Source organism: Streptococcus sp. SCPM-O-B-15294 (M123) (assembly GCF_058200455.1).
This window is the reverse complement of sequence record NZ_JBYQGU010000011.1, coordinates 46107-66722: the sequence shown is the minus strand read 5'-3', so window position 1 is coordinate 66722 and position 20616 is coordinate 46107. Positions and strand designations below refer to the sequence as shown.

At 42.9% G+C, this 20616-nt stretch carries 20 protein-coding genes; 1 reads left to right on the top strand and 19 read right to left on the bottom strand.

The features are described 5' to 3' along the window. Positions 1–365 precede the first annotated feature (365 nt). Positions 366–1538 carry a CynX/NimT family MFS transporter gene (locus tag AC3E8G_RS07890; RefSeq protein ID WP_490677440.1) on the top strand — a complete coding sequence of 391 codons (1173 nt, stop codon included), beginning with the start codon at positions 366–368 and terminating at the stop codon, positions 1536–1538. A 237-nt stretch (positions 1539–1775) separates the two neighbouring features. Here AC3E8G_RS07890 and AC3E8G_RS07885 read toward each other — a convergent pair whose 3' ends face one another. From AC3E8G_RS07885 to AC3E8G_RS07795, 19 genes are all read right to left on the bottom strand, one after another. After that, complete coding sequence (locus AC3E8G_RS07885; protein WP_490677439.1) at positions 1776–2948, bottom strand: LysM peptidoglycan-binding domain-containing protein; 1173 nt, start codon at positions 2946–2948, stop codon at positions 1776–1778. 335 nt (positions 2949–3283) lie between these two features. Further along, positions 3284–3907, bottom strand: a complete 624-nt coding sequence (locus AC3E8G_RS07880; protein WP_154859274.1) for a V-type ATP synthase subunit D — start codon at positions 3905–3907, stop codon at positions 3284–3286. 21 nt (positions 3908–3928) lie between these two features. Then, the gene (locus AC3E8G_RS07875; RefSeq protein WP_048690706.1) at positions 3929–5326 is read right to left on the bottom strand and encodes a V-type ATP synthase subunit B; all 1398 of its coding nucleotides are present in this window, start codon (positions 5324–5326) and stop codon (positions 3929–3931) included. Then, the gene (locus AC3E8G_RS07870) at positions 5313–7103 is read right to left on the bottom strand and encodes a V-type ATP synthase subunit A (protein ID WP_490677438.1); all 1791 of its coding nucleotides are present in this window, start codon (positions 7101–7103) and stop codon (positions 5313–5315) included. The genes AC3E8G_RS07875 and AC3E8G_RS07870 overlap by 14 nt, the downstream gene beginning before the upstream one ends. Positions 7104–7128: 25 nt before the next feature. Continuing rightward, on the bottom strand, positions 7129–7833 hold the full coding sequence (locus tag AC3E8G_RS07865) for a GNAT family N-acetyltransferase (RefSeq protein ID WP_490677437.1): 705 nt from the start codon (positions 7831–7833) through the stop codon (positions 7129–7131). Then, the gene (locus tag AC3E8G_RS07860) at positions 7830–8150 is read right to left on the bottom strand and encodes a V-type ATP synthase subunit F (protein ID WP_236128265.1); all 321 of its coding nucleotides are present in this window, start codon (positions 8148–8150) and stop codon (positions 7830–7832) included. The genes AC3E8G_RS07865 and AC3E8G_RS07860 overlap by 4 nt, the downstream gene beginning before the upstream one ends. Beyond that, positions 8140–9150, bottom strand: a complete 1011-nt coding sequence (locus AC3E8G_RS07855; RefSeq protein WP_490677436.1) for a V-type ATPase subunit — start codon at positions 9148–9150, stop codon at positions 8140–8142. The genes AC3E8G_RS07860 and AC3E8G_RS07855 overlap by 11 nt, the downstream gene beginning before the upstream one ends. Positions 9151–9158: 8 nt before the next feature. Further along, positions 9159–9749 carry a hypothetical protein gene (locus AC3E8G_RS07850; RefSeq protein ID WP_490677435.1) on the bottom strand — a complete coding sequence of 197 codons (591 nt, stop codon included), beginning with the start codon at positions 9747–9749 and terminating at the stop codon, positions 9159–9161. An 85-nt stretch (positions 9750–9834) separates the two neighbouring features. Continuing rightward, positions 9835–10314, bottom strand: coding sequence for a V-type ATP synthase subunit K (locus AC3E8G_RS07845; RefSeq protein ID WP_023024938.1), 480 nt, complete (start codon positions 10312–10314; stop codon positions 9835–9837). A 41-nt stretch (positions 10315–10355) separates the two neighbouring features. After that, complete coding sequence (locus tag AC3E8G_RS07840) at positions 10356–12305, bottom strand: V-type ATP synthase subunit I (protein WP_490677434.1); 1950 nt, start codon at positions 12303–12305, stop codon at positions 10356–10358. Next, positions 12295–12618, bottom strand: coding sequence for a ribosome-recycling factor (locus AC3E8G_RS07835; protein WP_490677433.1), 324 nt, complete (start codon positions 12616–12618; stop codon positions 12295–12297). Before AC3E8G_RS07835 ends, AC3E8G_RS07840 begins: the two co-directional genes overlap by 11 nt. A gap of 116 nt (positions 12619–12734) precedes the next feature. After that, positions 12735–13637, bottom strand: a complete 903-nt coding sequence (locus AC3E8G_RS07830) for an ROK family protein (protein ID WP_490677432.1) — start codon at positions 13635–13637, stop codon at positions 12735–12737. Continuing rightward, positions 13634–14470, bottom strand: coding sequence for a MurR/RpiR family transcriptional regulator (locus tag AC3E8G_RS07825; RefSeq protein WP_490677431.1), 837 nt, complete (start codon positions 14468–14470; stop codon positions 13634–13636). Before AC3E8G_RS07825 ends, AC3E8G_RS07830 begins: the two co-directional genes overlap by 4 nt. A 210-nt stretch (positions 14471–14680) precedes the next feature. After that, a complete protein-coding gene (locus AC3E8G_RS07820; RefSeq protein WP_490677430.1) occupies positions 14681–15130 on the bottom strand; it encodes a NanQ anomerase/TabA/YiaL family protein in 450 nt (149 codons plus the stop codon). Between the two features lie 150 nt (positions 15131–15280). Continuing rightward, a complete protein-coding gene (locus AC3E8G_RS07815; RefSeq protein ID WP_070449211.1) occupies positions 15281–16390 on the bottom strand; it encodes a Gfo/Idh/MocA family protein in 1110 nt (369 codons plus the stop codon). 188 nt (positions 16391–16578) lie between these two features. After that, complete coding sequence (locus AC3E8G_RS07810; protein ID WP_000587140.1) at positions 16579–17037, bottom strand: NanQ anomerase/TabA/YiaL family protein; 459 nt, start codon at positions 17035–17037, stop codon at positions 16579–16581. A 25-nt stretch (positions 17038–17062) separates the two neighbouring features. Beyond that, positions 17063–18604: a sodium:solute symporter family protein gene (locus tag AC3E8G_RS07805; RefSeq protein ID WP_049483958.1), complete on the bottom strand. Its 1542-nt coding sequence runs from the start codon at positions 18602–18604 to the stop codon at positions 17063–17065. 27 nt (positions 18605–18631) lie between these two features. Next, positions 18632–19555, bottom strand: coding sequence for a dihydrodipicolinate synthase family protein (locus tag AC3E8G_RS07800; protein ID WP_049483959.1), 924 nt, complete (start codon positions 19553–19555; stop codon positions 18632–18634). 16 nt (positions 19556–19571) lie between these two features. Then, a complete protein-coding gene (locus AC3E8G_RS07795; RefSeq protein WP_490677429.1) occupies positions 19572–20246 on the bottom strand; it encodes an N-acetylmannosamine-6-phosphate 2-epimerase in 675 nt (224 codons plus the stop codon). Positions 20247–20616 lie beyond the last annotated feature (370 nt).

The following is a 20616-nucleotide window of genomic DNA, read 5'->3' as shown; positions in this document are numbered from 1 at the left end:
ATAATTATTACTAAACCTATTTCATCTAACCAAGCCTGATAGGGACGTGGACGAGCTTAGGTACATTGATGCAGTTCGAACGCTAGTGAGAACTACGTTCCTTATTTTTTTACGAGCATCGGCGAGTTTAGGGACGTTGACGCAGTTTGAGCGGAGATAACTAGACTCCTATAAAAAGGATGTGTGAAGAAAGTTTTAAAACCTTAAAAAAATATTTTTCAGCTCTATCTTTCTATTGTTTCCTATATTTGTAGGCGAAACAGCTATTTTACGGGCTTTATTCCCCGATAATTCCTTTTGCCTCCTCCAAGTTCTTGTGCTATAATGATACGGATGCTGTTCATTTTCGAGCAAGGAGGTACATTATGAAACAAAACCATTCACGTTTTCTCATTCCAGGGATCCTTTTACTAGGAGTGGTCTTGCGGGCCCCATTTACGACCCTCTCCACTGTCTTATCAGATATTGCTGCTAGCTTTGGTGTCGAGGTGAGTTCTCTCGGCCTTTTGACGAGTCTCCCCCTCCTAACCTTCGCTATTTTCTCTCCTTTTGCTACTAGCTGGGCGAGACGCTTTGGGATTGAGCGACTCTTTCTTGGAGTTTTGATCATGATGACGATTGGATCTGCTCTGCGTACCATCAATCTGCCTCTCCTCTATGTGGGAACTCTTTTGATTGGTGCTGCGATTGCCTTTATCAATGTCCTTCTACCAAGCTTGATCCAAGCCAATGAACCAAAACGTCTTGGCTTCTTGACAACCCTCTATATCACTGCAATGGGCTTGTCTACTGCGGTAGCTTCTTCTGTCGCTGTTCCTATCACTCAAGCTACCTCCTGGCAAGGTTTGGTTTGGGTGCTGACCGTTGTCTGTGCGCTTGCACTTGTGATCTGGCTTCCCAATGCTCGTCACAATCATTATTTGAAAAAAAGCTCCTCTTCTAATGAAAATAAGACTAGCTGGTATAAAAATGGTAAGGTCTGGGCTATTATGCTCTTCTGTGGTCTACAGTCTCTCTTGTACTATACGACGATGACCTGGCTTCCTACCATGGCAACCCAAGCTGGTATCGATCAAGCCAATGCAGGAATTTTAGCATCTGTATTCACCCTGATGAGTCTTCCCTTCTCTATGACCATTCCAAGTCTCACCACCAGCCTTTCTGAACGAAACCGTCGCATCATGCTGATAACGACTGTTTTAGCTGGTTTTACTGGAATTGCCATGCTGTTACTACAGACAGACAACTTCATCTACTGGTTGATCCTGAATATCTTGATCGGAAGTTTTACGAGTATCTTATTCCCTTACCTCATGGTCACCTTCTCCATGAAGTCTAGCTCTCCTGAGAAAACTGCTCAGCTCTCTGGACTAGCTCAAACGGGAGGATACGTCTTTGCTGCACTTGGACCTATCTTATTTGGTTCAAGCCAACAAATCTTCCACTCTTGGACACCTGGTATTTTAATCCTTCTTGTCGTTGCTTTGTTTATGAGTATGGCTCTCTATCAAGTTGAAAAATCTGATATCATCCTTTAATCCACTAGGTCCCATTGAGCAATGGGATCTATTTTTTATACAAAAAAGAGAGTGGGACAGAAATCGGTAATTCGTTAGAATTCGATTTCGTCGTCCCACCTCCGCACAGTTGATTAGGGCTGTAAAAGCTGATGAAATCAGCGTAGTAGAGCCCATTCAACCACTGCGTCTTGCTCGATAATCCAAAGACAATTGAGAGGCTAGGACTTTTGTCCCAGCCTCTTTGCTATGTCTTAATTATTCGTAAAATGATACGTGTACGTGGTCGTAGTGATTTTCTGTTACGCTACCACGGTCTGGCATTTCATTCCAAGTATTTGCTGGTCCATAAATGTTGTTTACTGGAGCATAGAAACGTTGTTTCCAGATGATGTAAGAAATTCCATTTTCTTGCATGTGATCAATTGCATATTGAGCTACTTGGTCACCGATTGCTGAACTTTCTGGAACCATAACGTCGACCGCAAGACCTTTACCGTGATCTTCTGGGTCACCAGGACGGTAACCACCGATATCAGTCAAGCCAAGTTCATTAATCACTTGTTCTTTGAATTTAATTGTTTGAGGTCGAAGACCTTCATTTGAAGTTGGAGTTGCTGTTGAAGGAGTTGAAGCTGTCGTATCAACAACTGGTGCTGGTGCACCATATTGTGGTGTTGAAGCAACCGCAGTAACTTCTGGTTCTGCTGGAACTTCTACGACTGGAGCTGGTTCAGCTACTGGAGCCGCTGGTGCTTCCTCAACAACTGGTGCTTCTACAGGAGCCGCTACTTCAACTGGCGCTGCAGCAGGTTGCGCTGGTGCTTCTTCAACAACTGGTGCTGGTGCTTCCTCTGCTACTGGAGCTGCTGGTGCTGGTGTTTCAGCTGGTGCTTCTGGAGTTGGCAAGCTTTCTGATACTTGCTCTGCCACTGCTGCTACAACTGCAGGTGCTTGAGGGAGTTCTACAGCTTGGTTGCTTTCATCTGCTACTGGTTTTGTCAAATCACCCACTGCAACAGTTTGGTTGTCTACTTTGATTTGGTTGTTTGTCAAATCAGCAGAAGTTGTCACAGCTGCATCAGCATTACCTGCTGTAGGAGTTTGGATTTCTACACCTGTCACTTGGTTTTGATCATTGACAGTTGTTGTCAAGACAGTTCCTGGGAAAATCAAATCAATGTTGCTGATTTGGTTCAAGTTTGCCAAAACAGTTACGTCAACATTCAAAGCTTCCGCAATCGTGCTTAGGGTATCCCCATATTTGATAGTGTAGGTTTGTTTGTTTTCTGAAGTTGAAATATCTGCACGAATTTCATCTACAGAACGGGCAACCCAATCCCCATTTGATTCTGCTTTACCAGTTGTAAATGGCAAGACCGCCATAGCAACAGTCGAAGCAATTAAAGCCTTTTTATTTACTTTCTTCATACGTTCTTTCCTCGTTTTCTTATTATCGGAGATTTATCTCCAGACAGATACATTTAATATTCTACCACATTTTTTGTCTTTAGAATGTCTCTTCTTTTCTTTTAATCTAACTGACCCTAATTTGTAACATTAGCCCTTTCTTGTTACATTCTCTTAATAATTAATGACAGTTAGTACTATTTGGATGATCAAACAAATTCATTGTTTCAGAAGCCTTTGGAAGCCATGAACGAGGGAATTTTGAAAGATTTTTTCAGTTGAATAAAAGCTAAAAAACACCCCAAGTTCGTGTCCTGTAGACATCACTTGAGGTGCTGTTTTTAACGGCTTGTATCTTATTTGACCTTCATCATTCGGACCAGGTTGGCGCGTTCGGCTTCTTCGAGTTTCATTTCGATATAGTAGATGGTTTCCTTGAGGTCTGGAATCGTCGCATATTCCAATCCATTGACCCGACGGCGTGTCTTTTCGATCTCATCGGCCATGAGCTGACAAGTTTTTTCAATCTCTGCCAGGCGCAACAGGTCTGGAAGGAGTTCTTCCATTTCTTGAATGGTATTGTCCATCTGGCTATTGGAAGCCACATAGCTGTATACCACGTCTCCCTCATCGTCTCCATATGGATTATCGATACGAGCATGCATCTTGGGCACGCGCACACTCATGATGTTCTCCGTCTCGATATGCAGGCTGACTTCTCGCGTCGGAACTGCAAAGATTTCCTGGACCATGAGGTCATTTTCCAGACATTTGGCCAGGACAAATTCTTGCATATTCCCAATCAGAGCGGCTTCAACCTTCTGACGGAGGCGGTCATTTTCACGGACCGATTCGATGAAGCGTCGCATGAGCTCGTCTCGTTTGTCCTTGAGAAGTTTATGTCCTCTGGTTGCCGTTTTCAGACGCTCTTTGAGGGTGTTTAACTCCATCCGAGTGGGTTTGACATTTAATCGTGCCATCTGACTTCCTCCTTTCTACTCCTAGGCTTGTGCTTCCTGAGAAGTTTTTGGGAGGTATTCGTCAATCATGTCATCCTTGATCCGCTTGAGCTCGGTCCGTGGTAAGATAGCCAGCAATTCCCAGCCTAGATCCAGACTTTCTTGAATGGTCCGATTGGTGGTAAAGCCTTGGTTGATGTACTCCTTCTCAAAGCGATCGGTAAACTTAACATAGAGCTTGTCTGTATCGGACAAGGCGGATTCTCCGAGCACCACAGCCAATTCTTTGGCTTGTTTTCCTTGGGCATAAGCCGCAAAGAGCTGGTTCATAGTCGCCGCATGGTCTTTCCGAGTCTTGCCTTCACCAGAACCCTTGTCCTTCAAACGGGAAAGGGATGGAAGAACATTGATCGGTGGGCGGTAACCACTATTATAGAGATCGCGGGACAAGATAATCTGACCTTCCGTGATGTAGCCTGTCAAGTCAGGGATGGGGTGAGTGATGTCATCTTCCGGCATGGAGAGGATCGGAATTTGGGTCACAGATCCTTTCTTTCCAACCAAGCGTCCTGCACGTTCGTAGAGGGTTGAGAGGTTAGTATAAAGGTAACCTGGATAGCCCCGACGTCCTGGAACCTCCCGGCGGGCAGCGGATACTTCCCGAAGGGCTTCACAGTAGTTGGTCATATCGGTCATGATAACCAAGACGTGCATGTCTTTTTCATAGGCCAAATACTCGGCAGCTGTCAAGGCGATTCGAGGAGTGGCAATCCGCTCGATAGCTGGGTCATTAGCTAGGTTGATGAAGAGGACAGAGCGATCAATCGCACCTGTCTCCCGAAGGTCGTTCATAAAGAACTCGGCTTCTTCAAAGGTAATCCCCATAGCCGCAAAGACCACGGCGAAGTTTTCTTCCGAATTAAGTACCGTCGCTTGACGAGCAATTTGAGCAGCCAATTCTTTATGAGGAAGCCCTGATCCAGAGAATACCGGAAGCTTTTGCCCCCGAACTAGGGTGTTCAAATGGTCAATAGCTGAGATCCCTGTCTGGATAAATTCATCCGGATAGTCCCGCGAAACAGGGTTGATGGCTTGTCCATCAATGTCCAAGTATTTCTCTGGGATAATTTCTGGACCACCATCGATGGGTTTGCCCATCCCGTTAAAGATGCGTCCCACCATGTCTTCAGACACTGGGAGTTCTAGGGGACGTCCGGTAAAGCGGACTTTGGCTTTTTCCAAGTTGATCCCGCTAGATCCTTCAAAGAGCTGGACCATGGCCTTGTCTTCTTGGACTTCGAGGACTTGTCCCTGACGGGTCGTTCCATCATGAAGCTTGATTTCTACCAGTTCATTGTAGTGAACCCCTTCAACCTGATCGACAATCATCAAGGGGCCAACAACTTCGCTGACAGTACGGTATTCTTTAATCACGCTCATTGTCTACTCCTCCTTTTGCGACGATTTGGTGTAGGGTTTCTACGATTTCTTCTTTCAAGGCTTGAATGGTTGCCAACTGGTCCTCATGGATGAACTTGCTCCGGGCAATGCGGTCCCGAAGGTCTACAGTTCCTTCCATGATTTCTGTGAAGTAAGCTCCCAATTCCAGCGCTTTTTGACTTTCTTGGTCAAAGGTCAAAATGTTGGTCAACAAGGCCACCTGCTTGCTGAAGGAGGTATAGGTATCGACCTCATCAAAGGCATTTTGTTGCAGGTAGTCTTCACGGATCATCTTGGCCGCATTCATGGTCAAGCGGTCTTTTTCAGACAGGGAATCCAGACCAACCAAGCGGACGATCTCTTGCAATTCACTCTCTTTTTGAAGCAGGTTCATAGCGCGGGTCACTTTTTCTGCCCAGCTAATCTGCTCATGCTGATCGATATATTGGCCTACCTCATCCTGGTAAAGGGAATAAGAACTCAACCAGTTGATGGCTGGGAAGTGGCGGCGTTGCGCCAACTGAGCATCTAGTCCCCAGAAGACCTTGACGATCCGCAGGGTATTTTGGGTCACCGGCTCTGAAATATCTCCACCTGGAGGAGAGACGGCACCGATAGCGGTAATCGAACCTTCACGCGCAGTGGTTCCAAGTGTCTTAACCCGACCTGCACGCTCGTAATATTCAGCAATCCGGCTACCAAGGTAGGCTGGGTAGCCTTCATCCCCTGGCATTTCTTCTAAACGACCAGACATTTCACGGAGAGCTTCTGCCCAACGAGAAGTAGAGTCCGCCATGATAGCAACGGAATAGCCCATATCACGGAAGTATTCGGCAATAGTAATCCCTGTGTAGATGGAAGCTTCCCGCGCTGCCACCGGCATGTTCGAAGTGTTGGCGATCAGAACCGTCCGTTGCATAATGGATTGACCGGTCGTTGGATCGATCAATTCTGGAAATTCATTCAGAACGTCCGTCATTTCATTTCCACGTTCCCCACAACCCACGTAAATTACGATGTCTACATTGGCAAACTTGGCCACCTGGTGTTGCACAACTGTTTTCCCAGCTCCGAAAGGACCAGGAACAGCTGCAGCTCCACCTTTAGTCACTGGGAAGAAGGTATCGATGACCCGTTGACCTGTGACCAAAGGCTCTACTGGAATCAGTTTTTGTGCAAAGGGACGGCCTCGACGAACTGGCCATTTTTGCATCAAAGTACCAGTAAAGAGACTGTCATCAGCCTGCTCGATCTCATAAACCGGCTCTTCTACCGTGTATGAACCTGCTGCGATCTTGGTCACACGTCCACTGACTCCAAACGGCACCATGATGCGGTGTTCTACCATATTGGTCTCTTGAACGGTACCGACGATGTCTCCGGCGACCACTTCTGTCCCTTCAGTCACGCTTGGTTCGAAGGTCCATTTGGTGTCACGGTCTAGATTTGGAACTTGTACACCACGAATAAGGAAGTCACTGGCGGTGACTTCTTGGAAGCGTTCCAAGGGGCGTTGGATCCCGTCAAACATCTGAGAAATCAAGCCTGGTCCCAACTCGACAGAGAGGGGAGCTCCGGTTGTTACCACTGGTTCACCTGGACCAACTCCAGACGTTTCTTCATATACTTGGATAGAGGCTTCATCCCGCCGCATCTCAATAATTTCGCCAATCAAACCAAGATCGCCGACCCGGCAAATGTCTTGGATATTGGCCTCCTGCATCCCTGATGCAACCACCAAGGGACCAGAAACTTTAATAATTTTTCCTTGAGTCATGTATTCCTCCTGGGAATCCTTTGTTTTACTTTTGTGCTATCTCTCTTAGAGCTTGCTTTTGTTGGCCATTGGCATCGAAATTGCTTGGATCCAACCAAGCTTCTAGCCGCTGTCTGATAGCTGGCCATTCTTGGTCAACGATGGACAACCAGTCTGTATCACGGGTCCGACCTTTATAAACAACAGCCTGACGGAAACAGCCTTCATAGGTGAACCCTAAGCGCTCAGCTGCTTTGCGAGATGCTTGGTTTAGGGCATCGCATTTCCACTCATAGCGGCGGTAGCCTAAATCTTCAAACACGTAGCGCGCTAAGAGATACTGGGCTTCCGTAGCCATGCGTGTTTTTTGGAGCGCTGGTGAGTAGGTCGCTGCTCCGACTTCGATCACCCGATTGGCTTGATCGATCCGCATGAGAGAGAAAGTCCCCAAAGCCTTGCCTGAATCTTTGTCTACAATCGCATAGTAAAAGCGACCTTGATCTGTCATGAGATCATCTAATAAGCGGTCCCACTCCTCTTCATTGCGGGCAGGGCCTTTGAACAGAAAGGTCCACATCGCTGCTGGAGAGTCCGGCCCGTAGACCTGATAAAGGTCTGCTCCATGTTTTTCTTTTGAGAGGCGCTCGATCACGGTATAGCGACCTTCGATCCGCTCAATAGCTGGCAGACGCCCCGGTGTGAAATCAGGCAGTGCATCGCCAATCGCTTGGCCAAATTCATTTGTTCTCATAAAATATCCTGTCCAACTGCTTTTTCGACATTGTCTCGAATTCGCTGCTGTCCCAATCCAGTCGTTCCCTTATGAGTAGGGATCAAGATGACGGCTGGGGTTACTTGGCGATCATAGTGAGCAATGGTATCTGGGATTTCCTGAGCCATATCCTCCGTCAGATAGATGATGCCAAAATCTTCTTGGCTCAAGTGACGTAAGGTATTGATGGTTTCCTGAGCCTCTGCTACGGGAAAGGTCTGAAAGCCAATCATTTGAAAAGGAAGGATGGCATCACGGTTTCCCACAACGGCAATTTTTTGCGTTTTACTGGCCATAGATTGGTCTCATCCTTTCTTTTATTTTGTCAATCGGGAGCTGATTATCCAGACCCGTCAAGACCAAACGAAGGTTCTTCACCTCCAGCTCTTTTCCAAAGAGATAGCGAGCTAAAGGCAAGGGCCCGTCTATCTCAAAGGAAGCTTGTTCCAAAATTCGGTACTTAAGCACATGCTCCAGGTATTCCACTGTCTCAGCAGTTACTCTGCCAGATCGCATCTGTTCTTCGTACTGTGTCAATTCCACATCATAAGGCAAGGGATTGACGTGTTGGAACCAACTGATGAGGTTGCCCCGCTCGACGCACTGGATGACTTCTCTTGCTGAGAGGGTCCCTGCATCGGACAAGAGTTGCTTCATGAAGCTGTTCGGCTTTTTCAAACTGAGGGCTCGTTCAACTGTGATGACATTGTAACAATCAATGGTCAAGGTGACCAAGGATTTTAAAAGGGGATGGTCTAAGTCTTTCGCCAAGCGTTTGAGATGATCAAAGTAGGCCAGATCCATGCCGATCTCCAGAACCCGAATATCCTGATAGTCGACATATTCCTGCCAGGTCGCTGCGACTTCTTGAGCCATAAACTCTGGGCAGTTCTCTGAAGAAAAGGTCTTGGCTACTTGTTCAAGAACTGCTAAGGAATAGGGACCTGCATCCAATAATAGGAAGTTCAAATCCCGCCCCGTTGCTCGCTCTTTCAAGAAGACCTTGAGATTGTGATAGGTGTACTTGAGGGCAAAGAGGTCGACTACCGCAGGGTTCGGAGCTACCTGATAAGCCCAATCGTACTCTGCTAGAAGGTGCTTCATCAAGGCTTGCTCGACCACTTGGACTTGACGCAGTTGATCTGCCTCCAAGGCATAGGCCGTCCCTTGCAAGAGATTAGCACGAGCTTCTGCATCGGAGCTGTTCAGAAGGGCATCAAACTGAGCCGGGCTCAAAAAACTAGCTTCACGTACACTAATCCCGGTATTTACTTGAGAATACGTCCGTTCACTCATAGCCCCTCCTAGTTTTTCTCTTCTTTAAAAATGCTGGCTGCCATATGGAAGCTCTGCTCCTCCCGCACAGCATCAACCAAATCACGGTAGAGGTAGCTGGCATCCACTTTGCCAAAGGAAAGGACAAAACCAGCCTCTTGGGCAAGCGTTTCTTTTGCTAATTGAAGCTGTGGATAGGCCTCTATCAAATCCTGACGATCTTGATCTGTCAATTTTTCTGCCGTCACAGCACCCAGTGTTAAGACCATTGCTTGATCTGCATAGCGAGGAAGAACGCGGTGAAAAAATGCGAGCTCTTCTTGGCGTGACCAAGTCGCCATTTTCTGGTAGGCATCCGCAAACAACTCTTTTAAGACCCGTTGCTTGGTGACCAATGTCGATTGGCGCTTTTGATTTTCTATTTGTTGGCTTTCACGTTGCAAGCGGCGCTCAATGGTTTGCAATTGAACCGCCCGTTGATGTAACTTTTCTTCTACCAAACGAGCTTCCTGCAACTGGGACTCTTCTTGAACCTTAGCCGTTGCTTCCGCTACTAATTTCCGACCTTTTTCATGGGCCTGTTCAAGGATGGAATCCTTTAATTGGGAATAATCCGTCATTGTTTTTATTTCCTCCTTTGGAGTTCTTCGCCACCGATAATTGACGAAGAGAACATTCCTCTTCTTTGACTGAGGTGTGTCTAGATTAGCCGACGCGAAGAGTCAAAAGGAAGGACACAACGAAGGCCAAGATGGCATAGGTTTCAACCATGGCCGCAAGGATAACCCCTTTCATCATGTCTTCAGGGCGTTTTGCCAAGATTTGCATCCCAGCAGTTGCGACATTTCCTTGGTGTTTTGCTGAGAAATAGCCGACAATCGCAACTGGAAGGGCTGTGAAGAAATAAGCAACTCCTGTTTCAAGAGCCATATCTGGCTTAATTTGCAACCAGATCAAGATCCCGATAACGAAACCGTACAAGCCTTGTGTACCTGGCAACAATTGCAAGATCAAGGCTTGGGCAAATTTTTCTGGCTGTTCTTTCAAGAGTGCGGCAGCAGCCTGACCGGTCTTACCAACACCGAGGGCTGAACCCATTCCACTAAGAGCCACTGCAATGGCTACACCAAGTGCTGCAAAGAAGGCACCCCCATGGGTTGAGAAATATGAAGCTAAAGATTCCATGAATATACTCCTATAAAATTTTTTATGATTGATTTACTGAATTATTTTTTTGTTTTGACATAGCGTTCCGACGGTTTTAGAGGTCGGAAGGGCTTGCCACCACCCTCGTAGAACTTACCAAAGAACTCCACAAATATCAAACGGGCTCCATGCACATAGCCTGATAAAAAGGACAGAAACATGTTGATGGCATGGAGGAGGACAAAGAGGACAAGGCCGACGGTGAATCGTCCCAGGGTTGGGAAGAGATTGACAATCAGGTTAAAGGCTGAACCGATGCTGGCCCCTGATAAACCAAGCGCCATCAAACGAGTAAAGCTGACCAAGTCTCCGACATAGCCACTGACGTTGTAAAGATTGAAGAGACCTGCTGCAAGTCCTGATAATTTCTTGGCTCTGACAATGGATACCACTAGAATCCCAAGTGCATTGAGAATAGATAGCCACTGACCGATAGGGACTAGATAGGATAAACCTGGTAGGATATTTCCGACTGCTAAGAGCATCAAGCCTAACAAGATCAAGACCCAGGCAAAGCCTGCGTTGTAGGCTTCGGTGTAGTCTTTCAGGCGGACATTTTTCATCCCTCCTAGGAAGAGACCGACCAAAACGGTGATGAAACCAAAGACGACCGATAGGATCAAGATAGTCATGGCATTGGTCGTCGTACTGATCAAAGCAAAGGGCATCTCAAAGCCGAAGAAGGAACCGTAGACGACTCCCCAAAGGGCCACCGAGATTCCTAAGAGGCAGAAAAAGCGAAGGTTTTTTGCTGCGCTCGGCTGAAGCTGGAAGGCCTTTAGAGCAAAGCCAGTTGCCAACGTCAACAAGAGACCATAGCCGATATCTGCTACCATCATGCCGAAGAAAACAAAGTAGAAGAGAGAGACGATTGGGGTCGGATCTTTCTCGTAATACTTGGGCAGGGCGTACATCTCTGTGACTAATTCAAAGGGTTCTACCAAGGCATTGTTTTTCAGTTTGATGGGTACCTGGTCCCATTCTTCTTGAGCGACTTCACGTGTCTGCAAGACGACTTGGTTCCCAAACTCCTTTTGAAGTTTGGCTTTTAAAGCATCGAGTTGAGCAGTTTCAATCCATCCCTCTAATGCAACCAAATGAGCTGTACTGGCAAGAGATCCTTTGGCCTCTTCCCTAGCTCCTAAACTCAAGACATAATCGAGTTGGTACTTGAGCTGGTTGAGGTCTTCCTTGGCTTGACTGAGCGCTTCCAAAGTAGCTGCTTCGACAGCACCTTGTTCTTTGATCTCTCTCTTGAGTTGCTCCAAACGTTCTTTTGGTAGCGTTTCTCCTTGGTAATCAAACTCTTTGAAATGCGAACTGGTCAGCGTATCTTGAAGGTCTGTTAAATCCCCAGACTTATACAAGACTACCACCCCATGCTCCGTTTCCGAGCTAAAGACCATATCGACCTCTACATCTGGGTGTGCTAGCAAGGCTTGACGCGCCTGATCCTGTTCACTATTCGGAATGGTACCGATTAAGCCCCGGACATAACGGAAACGCTTGAGCTGGTCAGGTGTTGTCGTCAAGGCAGCCCATTTTTCTAAAGAGGCGATTTCCTCTTGGGCTTGCTGGATGCGATCCCGAGCCTTTGCTAAGACAGCCAATTGTTTTTGTACGGACTGTAAAAGACGTTGCTCATCACGGATGACCCCATGAGACTCTAAATCGTGAAAAGACAAGGACAAGGGAGCTTCTTTTAGTTTTTCTAATCCCTTCTTCTGAGGAATAAAAGGCTCCAGGGCCTGAATAGCCTTTTCTAACTGCTCTTCCCGACGTCTTAGTTCATCCATTCTTAGAGCTGATCCTTTGGACCCATCACTCGTCTGAAAGGCAACTTGCCAATCCTCTTGCTCGCTCAAATCATAAATTTGGACCGACTCCTCTGACTGGAGCGACAAGAGAAGCTCGTCCATTAGATTTGTGGGCAAAACCAGAGAAAGGTGTTGCATTGGACTAATTGCCATAGGTTGCTACCACCTTTTCTACAATTTCGTCTACCAAAGCTACGCGCTTATCTGTCATGGCTTGCTGCACCTTGGCATCATTTCTCGCGATCGTTTCGTCTAGGTCTTTGGCTAAAGCGACAAGTTTTTCTTGGACATTGGTTTCAGCCTCTGCGACCAACTGCTTGGTTTCCTCATCATAATGCTGTGCCACTGTTGCAAGCCAATCGCGGGATTCTTTTTGAATTTGCTCGACTTGATCTTCATAGCTGGCAATCACTCCTTGAGCAGCCTGCTCGATCTCTTGCATCATTTCAAGTGTTGCATTCGACATCGTCACACCTCCTTATTCAACTATCATTATTCAAACAACAGCATAATTGTCTTAGATTATACCATATTTTACATAGTTTTGTTCGGGGAATTAGGGACAGATCGATCCTAAAATGACTATTTTTTAAGACAAGTTTTCCCCTGTTCCATTAAAAATTTGGCTACCGCTCCCAATCTTCCTGCTTCATTTCCTAATGTAGCAGTTACAATTTCTCTCGGTAAGAATCGTTGGTCCTGAACCGCATGATACAACTCATTTTGCAATAGGGGTAGCAAAATATCAGAGCGAGCAAATATGCCACCTCCTAAAATCATTTTCTCTGGATTTAAGACATAAGAAAGAGTGACCAATCCTTGTGCCAGGTGATGAACGTATGTTTCTAAGACCTTTAAAGCAACTGGATCACCCTTATCTACTGCCGCAAAAAACGTTTTACCAGTTTGATAGTGTAATCCGGATGCTTCCTCATACGCCTGAACGAGGGCCGATGCAGACGCTAAGGATTGCCAATCGGCATTCCCAATCGGTAAATATCCGATTTCACCTGCCGTAAAATTATGACCGGACAAGATTTGTTCATTGGTGAAAATACCACCACCGATACCCGTCCCAACCGTAATCATAACAGTAGAATGGCTATTTCTGGCTGCACCTTTCCACATTTCACCTAACAAGGCGCAATTGACATCATTTTCTACTGTGACAGGGATAGAAAATCGTTTCTGAATCTCGCTGGAAAAATCAGTCCCGCTATAAGATGGAATGGTGTAACCTGCATATACGATTTTCCCTGATTGGTTGTCGACCACACCTGCTGTCGAAATAGCAACCCCATCTAAATCAAGACTAGATTGATAGCTGGCAATAAGGTCACAAATTTGCTCCAGGATACCATTGGTTTGGTTTTCATGGCATATCTCGGTATTCTGTTCTGAAAAATGTCCCAAAGCATGACCATCTTCGTCGTATACATCCGCTTTAATAGATGTACCTCCAATATCGATTCCTAAAACATTCATTTTTTATCCTCCTTTTTATGCATATTGAGGGCCGAAAGTGTATTGGTAAAGATATGATTTCTTTTTTCTCTATCCAAATCCACATAATAGGCATAAAAAATATCAACTACGACCAAGACTGGAAATTGTGGAGAGATCAGCGTACCTTGAGGCAAGGTTTCCTTTACAGCCACAGATACCAGTTCCTCACAGCGCTCTTTTAAAAACGCACTTGTTTGGGATGTTATCAGCACCGTCCTAGAACCTCTCTGTTTTGCCTGAAATACAGCATCTAGAATTTCTTTGGTCTCACCTGATAACGAAATTCCAATCACCAGACATTCCTCATCCAACATGACCTCATTGACTCTGATCATGTGGTCATCTGTAATCGCCTTACAAATCATTCCCAACCTCATGAAACGAAATTCCATTTCACGCGCCACAAGACCGGAACTACCCATCCCATATATATAGACCCGTTTAGCCTTGTCTAACATCCGGCTGACACGCAAGAACTGTTCTTCATCAATCAAAGAAAATGTCTTATTTAGCAACTCTCCATAATCAGATAAGACGCTTTTTGTAATATGACGACTAAGGTTTTGAATATCCTGATTGGAGCCTTCAAATTCATAGACAAATTGCCGGTAGCCTGTAAACCCACACTTTTTAGCAAATCTTGTCAAAGAAGAGAGGGAAACATACAATCGTTTAGCCACTGATTTCGCAGATAAATCATCTTGCATGACATGATCAGATAAAAAATAGTCAGCTATTTTCTTTTCTAAATCTGTTAAGCTTTCATAGACTGACTCAATAACAGGTTGTATACTTTTTTCTAATGTAACCATTTCTCCTCCACTCTGACAACATCTTCTAAAAACGGGGAAAGAGGCTGGGAATAGTCTCCAACCTCCATTAACAATTCATGAGAACATCCATCATCTTATAAGACCTTTCGATCCACTCAATGAGAGAAATCAGTAACTAGATAACAAGATCCTTCTCTCAAAAATTGTTCTATTACTCCCGTTCGGAATGAAAAGAATGAATAATGCACGCTATAACCGCACTTTAAATACTATCTTGCGAATATCTTGAGCCTGATCCACTTTCAAACCTGTCTTATGCGCATCATTTGGATCTAATAATAAAATGGCACCAGGTGTGAAATGAATATCAAACATCGAATGGCCAGACATTTGTTGCCAATCCTCTTCTTTCACATAATCTTCCAAGTTCATATTGGACAGAAAATTATATAAGATTCGTTCTTTACCTTCGAATAGAACATGAACGTCATAGTAGTCTCGGTGACTTTCCCACACACGATGTTCTTCATCCGTTGTTTCCATTTCAATCACATTGTAAAAGAAATCATCAGAGACTGAATGTGTCCCCTTTTCATCTTGACTGACATCATGTGTTTTTAAATAATCTACAACTTTCTTGAGTGCAGGGTGTTGAATGTCCCGTGCAATCACTGCATCTTTATATTGTACTAATTCCATACTGGAACTCCTTTCGAATTCAACCTGGGCTTCTTAGAAATAGCAAGCAACATCTTCTGATTGCTCTTATTCATTGAAATAGGGCCTTATTTTCTTATCGTATCAATAGCCTATAAAATGACAAGAATTTACTATTCTGTTTTACAATAGTTAAGCATTTGTGATTTCTGAAAGACTTACTTTTCGATCTTCTTTAACTGATAAAGTACATGCATCAGCGGTAGCGATTGATTCTAAAGCAGCTACACCATTGAGAAGTTTTTCGTATTCTTCTGTAATTTCTCCACCTTTAATGATGTCATGTAGATATTCCATTTCTTTATCAATACATGTTTGTAACCATAATGGGCAACGTACTCCTGGTTTACCGTACGCAATTGCTCCATCCATACCACGACCGGTATAGATAGCTGTACGGTCATCATCTTCCTCTTGAGTTTCATGTACTAAGAAGTGTGATTCTCCTTCACCTTTAACACGAAGAGTACCTCCAGTATTGAACAAGTCAAGTTTGATAGCTCCTTCAGTTCCTTGAATCAAGACGTAGTGTTCACCCCAACGGAAAGCATTACCATATTCCAAAACAGCATAACGATCATCAGAGTATTCTAGGTTTACAATGAGCATATCATCTTCATCACCAAAGTTTTCACCTTTATGATATACATTGCCTCCTACCATTGTCGCTTTTTCAGGAAGTCCCCCCATGATGAACTGAATGCAATCTAATTCATGAATATGGTGGTACAAATGTCCTCCAGATTGAGAACGAAGTTTCTTCCATGATACAGTTGGTTGTTGTTCTTCCCAACCTGTACGAGCGGCATGGCAATAAAGAACTTTACCGATTTTACCTTGAGTAATCAATTCTTTAGCATGGTGTACACCATTAAAGAAGTTCATGATGTGACCAGCCATAAAGATAACATTATTTTCTTTACATGCGTCAACCATGACTTTACAATCTTCATAAGACAATGCAATTGGCTTTTCACAAAATACGTGTTTGCCATGTTGAGCAGCTTTCACAACAGGTTCACGGTGAAGGTAGCTAGGTGAAGCTACGATCACACAATCAATATCTTCACGTGCTACAAGTTCATCTAAACTTGCACAAACATCTGATCCCAACTCTTGAGCAACTTCTTCTCCATGATTTGGGTCAAATACCGCAACCACTTTTGCATCTTCAATTTTGTTCATTGAGCGAGCCAAATCAGCTCCAAAATATCCAGCTCCAACAATACCGTAATTTACCATAATTTTTATCCTCTTTCTATATATTTTTAAATTTCAGCTTTAATTCTTTTTCAAATCTTCAATCTTAAATGTTATATATGGTACAACATTTTTCATATGAAGTTCATTACGATACCATGAATCAAATTTTTCAAACATCAATCCAATACAGTACCTAAGGTTACATATTGTTTAATATTTTTTTCATTTTATTTTTCCTCGTTTAAAACTTTGATAACAAGTTTTTTAACAGTTTCATCATTGCAATGAATCTTTGGTTGGTGAAGATCTTCTTCAAAAGTCACCAACATATTCCCTGGAAGCAATTCAACAATTTGATAGTCTTTGCTATCGTAAAAAGCAATATCCTTCTCTTCGCTAAAAGGTACACGTGACTGAGCACGAACTGGGGAAGTTACTGCCATTTTTTCTGTATTTTCAACAACAATATGAATATCTAAATATTTCTTATGAGTTTCAAAAATATCTCCTGGGACTCCATCAGCTAGATAAGTCATACAATTTGCAAAAACATTTTCCCCATCAATATCAATTTTTCCATCAACTAAATCTGTCAAATTTGTATTTTCTAAAAAATCACAGACTTTTGAAAAATGTTTATTGACAGAAGCATATCGTCTAAAATCAGATTGTTCAGAAATAATCATATTATTTTCTCTTTTCTATTAGTGACTAGTGACGAACTTCCCAACTTGAATCCGCTTTAATTTCTGAAATATCATAAATCGTTGTATATTTAGGTGCAGATACTTTATTTTCAGTAAGAACAGATACAATATAACCTGAAACTACTGATACAGAAATTGAAATCAATGAATATGCCCAGTAGCTAACAGCTGTTGGAGGAAGGAAGTATTTAATAAATACCATAACGATGGTTGATACAATCAGCGCTGCATAAGCACCTTGTTTATTTGCTTTTTTAGAAACAAAACCAAGAATGAATACACCACCAAGTAGACCAAGTACAAGTCCCATGAAACTATTGAACCATTCGTATGCAGATTTAATATCTGAATGAGCCATGATAATGGAAACAACAATTGAGAATAAACCTACTGCTAGAGATACGAATTGTGCAATTTTCGTACGACGATCGTCTGACATATTTTTAGAAATGACATCTTGAATATCCAATGTCCATGAAGTTGCAACAGAGTTCAAACCTGTTGAAATAGTTGATTGAGCTGCTGCATAAATCGCTGCCAAGATCAAACCTGTGACACCTACTGGTAACTGGTATGCAATAAAGTACATAAAGATTTGGTCTTGAGGGATATTGCTAGCTGCACTACCTGCATTTTGTACTTGATAGAATACGTACAAGCCTGTACCGATCAAGTAAAAGACTGTTGCAGTTGCAAGTGACAAGACACCATTTGTGAACAACATTTTATTAAGTTTCTTAATATTTTGTGTTGTAGTAAAACGTTGAACCAAATCTTGAGATGAAGCATAGGAAGACAAGATTGTAAAGCCTGAACCCATCACAATTAAGAAGATGGAGTTTGAAAGCAAGTTAGGATCGAAAAGTTTTTCATTTGCAGCAAGGAATTTCCCGTTTGCTAATGTTTCTGCTACTGCACCAAAGCCACCTTTAATATTAGCCATCAGTACAAATAAAGCTACAACGACACCACTAATCAGAACCACACCTTGAATAAAGTCTGTCCATAATACGGATTTTAGACCACCAGTATAAGAATAAACAATTGCAATTGCACCCATCAAAATAATCAAAATATTGATGTCAATTCCTGTCAATACTGATAAACCAGCTGATGGGAGGTACATAATGATAGACATACGTCCCAATTGATAAATAATAAACAAGAGTGCTGAAATAATACGAAGTGCTTTAGAATTAAAACGTTTATCCAAGTAATCATATGCCGTATCGATGTCTATCCGTGCAAAGATAGGTAAGATAAAACGAATTGTCAGTGGAACAGCTACAACCATCCCTAATTGAGCAAACCATAAAATCCAGCTACCTGCATAAGAGTTACCAGCGAGTCCCAAGAAGGAAATCGGACTGAGCATTGTGGCAAAAATGGATACCGAAGTAACATACCAAGGAACCGAACCATCTCCTTTAAAGAACTCTTTTCCTTTCATCTCTTTTTTAGAGAAATAGATACCTGCAACCAATACCACAAGTAAATAAACAATCAAGATAATTAAGTCAATTATTGTAAATCCTGTTGTGCCCATAACATATCTCCATATTGATTTTATTTATTATAAAAATTCTTTTCGTGCTTGTTGAATAAGTTCTGCTGCTTCTTTTGCAATTGCCAGATCTTCTTCATGCAAGGGTTCGAGTGGGGCTCTTACAGAACCAAGATCTAATTTTTCATTTAGACGGAGAATTTCTTTGATCACTGCATAAAGATTTGCTCGACCACTGACCATCTTATAAATGACATCATTGATCGCATATTGCAATTCTTTAGCTGTTTCAAAATCGGATTCTTTGATCAACTCATTTAATTTTAAGAACAAATCAGGCATCACCCCGTAAGTACCACCAATTCCAGCTTTTGCACCAATAACGCGGCCACTAATGAACTGTTCATCTGGTCCATTAAAGACAATATGGTCATCTCCTCCATCAGCTACAAACATTTGAATATCTTGTGTTGGCATAGATGAATTTTTCACCCCGATCACCCGTGGATTCTTGCGCATTTCAGCATACAGGTCGCGTGTGAGGGTGGTACCAGACAGTTGCGGAATATTATAAATGATAAAATCTGTATTTGGTGCAGCCTTGCTCATGTCATTCCAATAGCGAGCAATCGAATAGGCAGGAAGACGGAAGTAAATAGGTGGGATAGCAGCAATAGCATCTACTCCAAGACTTTCAGCATGCTTTGCAAGTTCAACGCTATCTTTGGTATTGTTACATGCGACGTGGGCAATAACAGTTAGTTTTCCTTTAGCGACCGCCATTACATTCTCTAAAATCAGCTTACGATCTTCAACACTAAGATAAATACATTCTCCAGAAGATCCGTTGACATAAACCCCTTGTACTCCTTTATCAATATGGTATTGAGCCAAAGCACGTACTCTTTCTGGGCTCACTTCACCATTTTCATCATAGCAAGCATAAAACGCTGGAATAACACCTTCATATTTCTTCAAATTTGTATTTGTCATTTGGAAACCTCTTTCTTTATTTTGTTGCTTCTACAAATTTTTTTGTAATTAATTGTGGACGTGTAATAGCTGAACCTACGACAACACTATAGGCACCTAACTCCAATACCCTATGGACTTTATCAGGGGTATCTATGTTACCTTCTGCAATTAATGGATGAGATAGTTTACTAAGAGCTTTGCGAATAATTTCAAAGTCATTTGATTCGATTTTATCGCCCTTACTTTGCTTGGTATAGCCTACCAATGTTGTCCCAATATAATCAAAACCTAATTGGTCAGCCGTAAGCATTTCATCAATAGTAGAACAATCTGCCATCCACAATTGATCCGGATATTTTTTCTTTACTTTTTGGAAAAAATCTTCTAAGCTTTCGCCATTTGGTCGTGTAGAGGTTGTGGCATCTATCGCAATGATATCCGGACGAACCGTCATGAGTTCATCTACCTCTTTCATAGTTGCCGTGATATAAACATCTGCACCTTCGTAATCTCGTTTGATAATCCCAATGATCGGCAAATCTACTGCTTTTTGAATCGCTGCAATATCAACAACCGAATTGGCGCGGATTCCAGATGCTCCTCCTTCCTTGGCAGCCACTGCCATACGAGCCATAATAAAATCACTATGCAATGGTTCGTCTGGTAGAGCTTGACACGATACAATCAGCTTATGCCGTAACTCTTCCATGATTTAATCACCTGTTTCTTTTTTGAATTGTAAGCTCTTACATCATTAATCATAATACTTTAAATATGTATTTTCAATACTTTTTCTATAATTAGAAAGTACTTTCTAAAAAATCTCAGATTTCCTATATTTTTATTGTATGCCTATTTTATTTCATATACAAATATTTTACGTTATTTTTTTAAGTCCTTTTTTATCAACTATTGAGAGGATCTTCTCTCCCACCATTCATTTACTTCCTTATTTATTTCTCATAACTGCTATTTAACCTATCCACTTTTTGGCCTTCTCGTTCTGAAAGTAAATTTACTCCTGGGACTACTTTTAACATCATTCGTTTTCCCCTTAAATCCTGTTACTAGTTTCAATG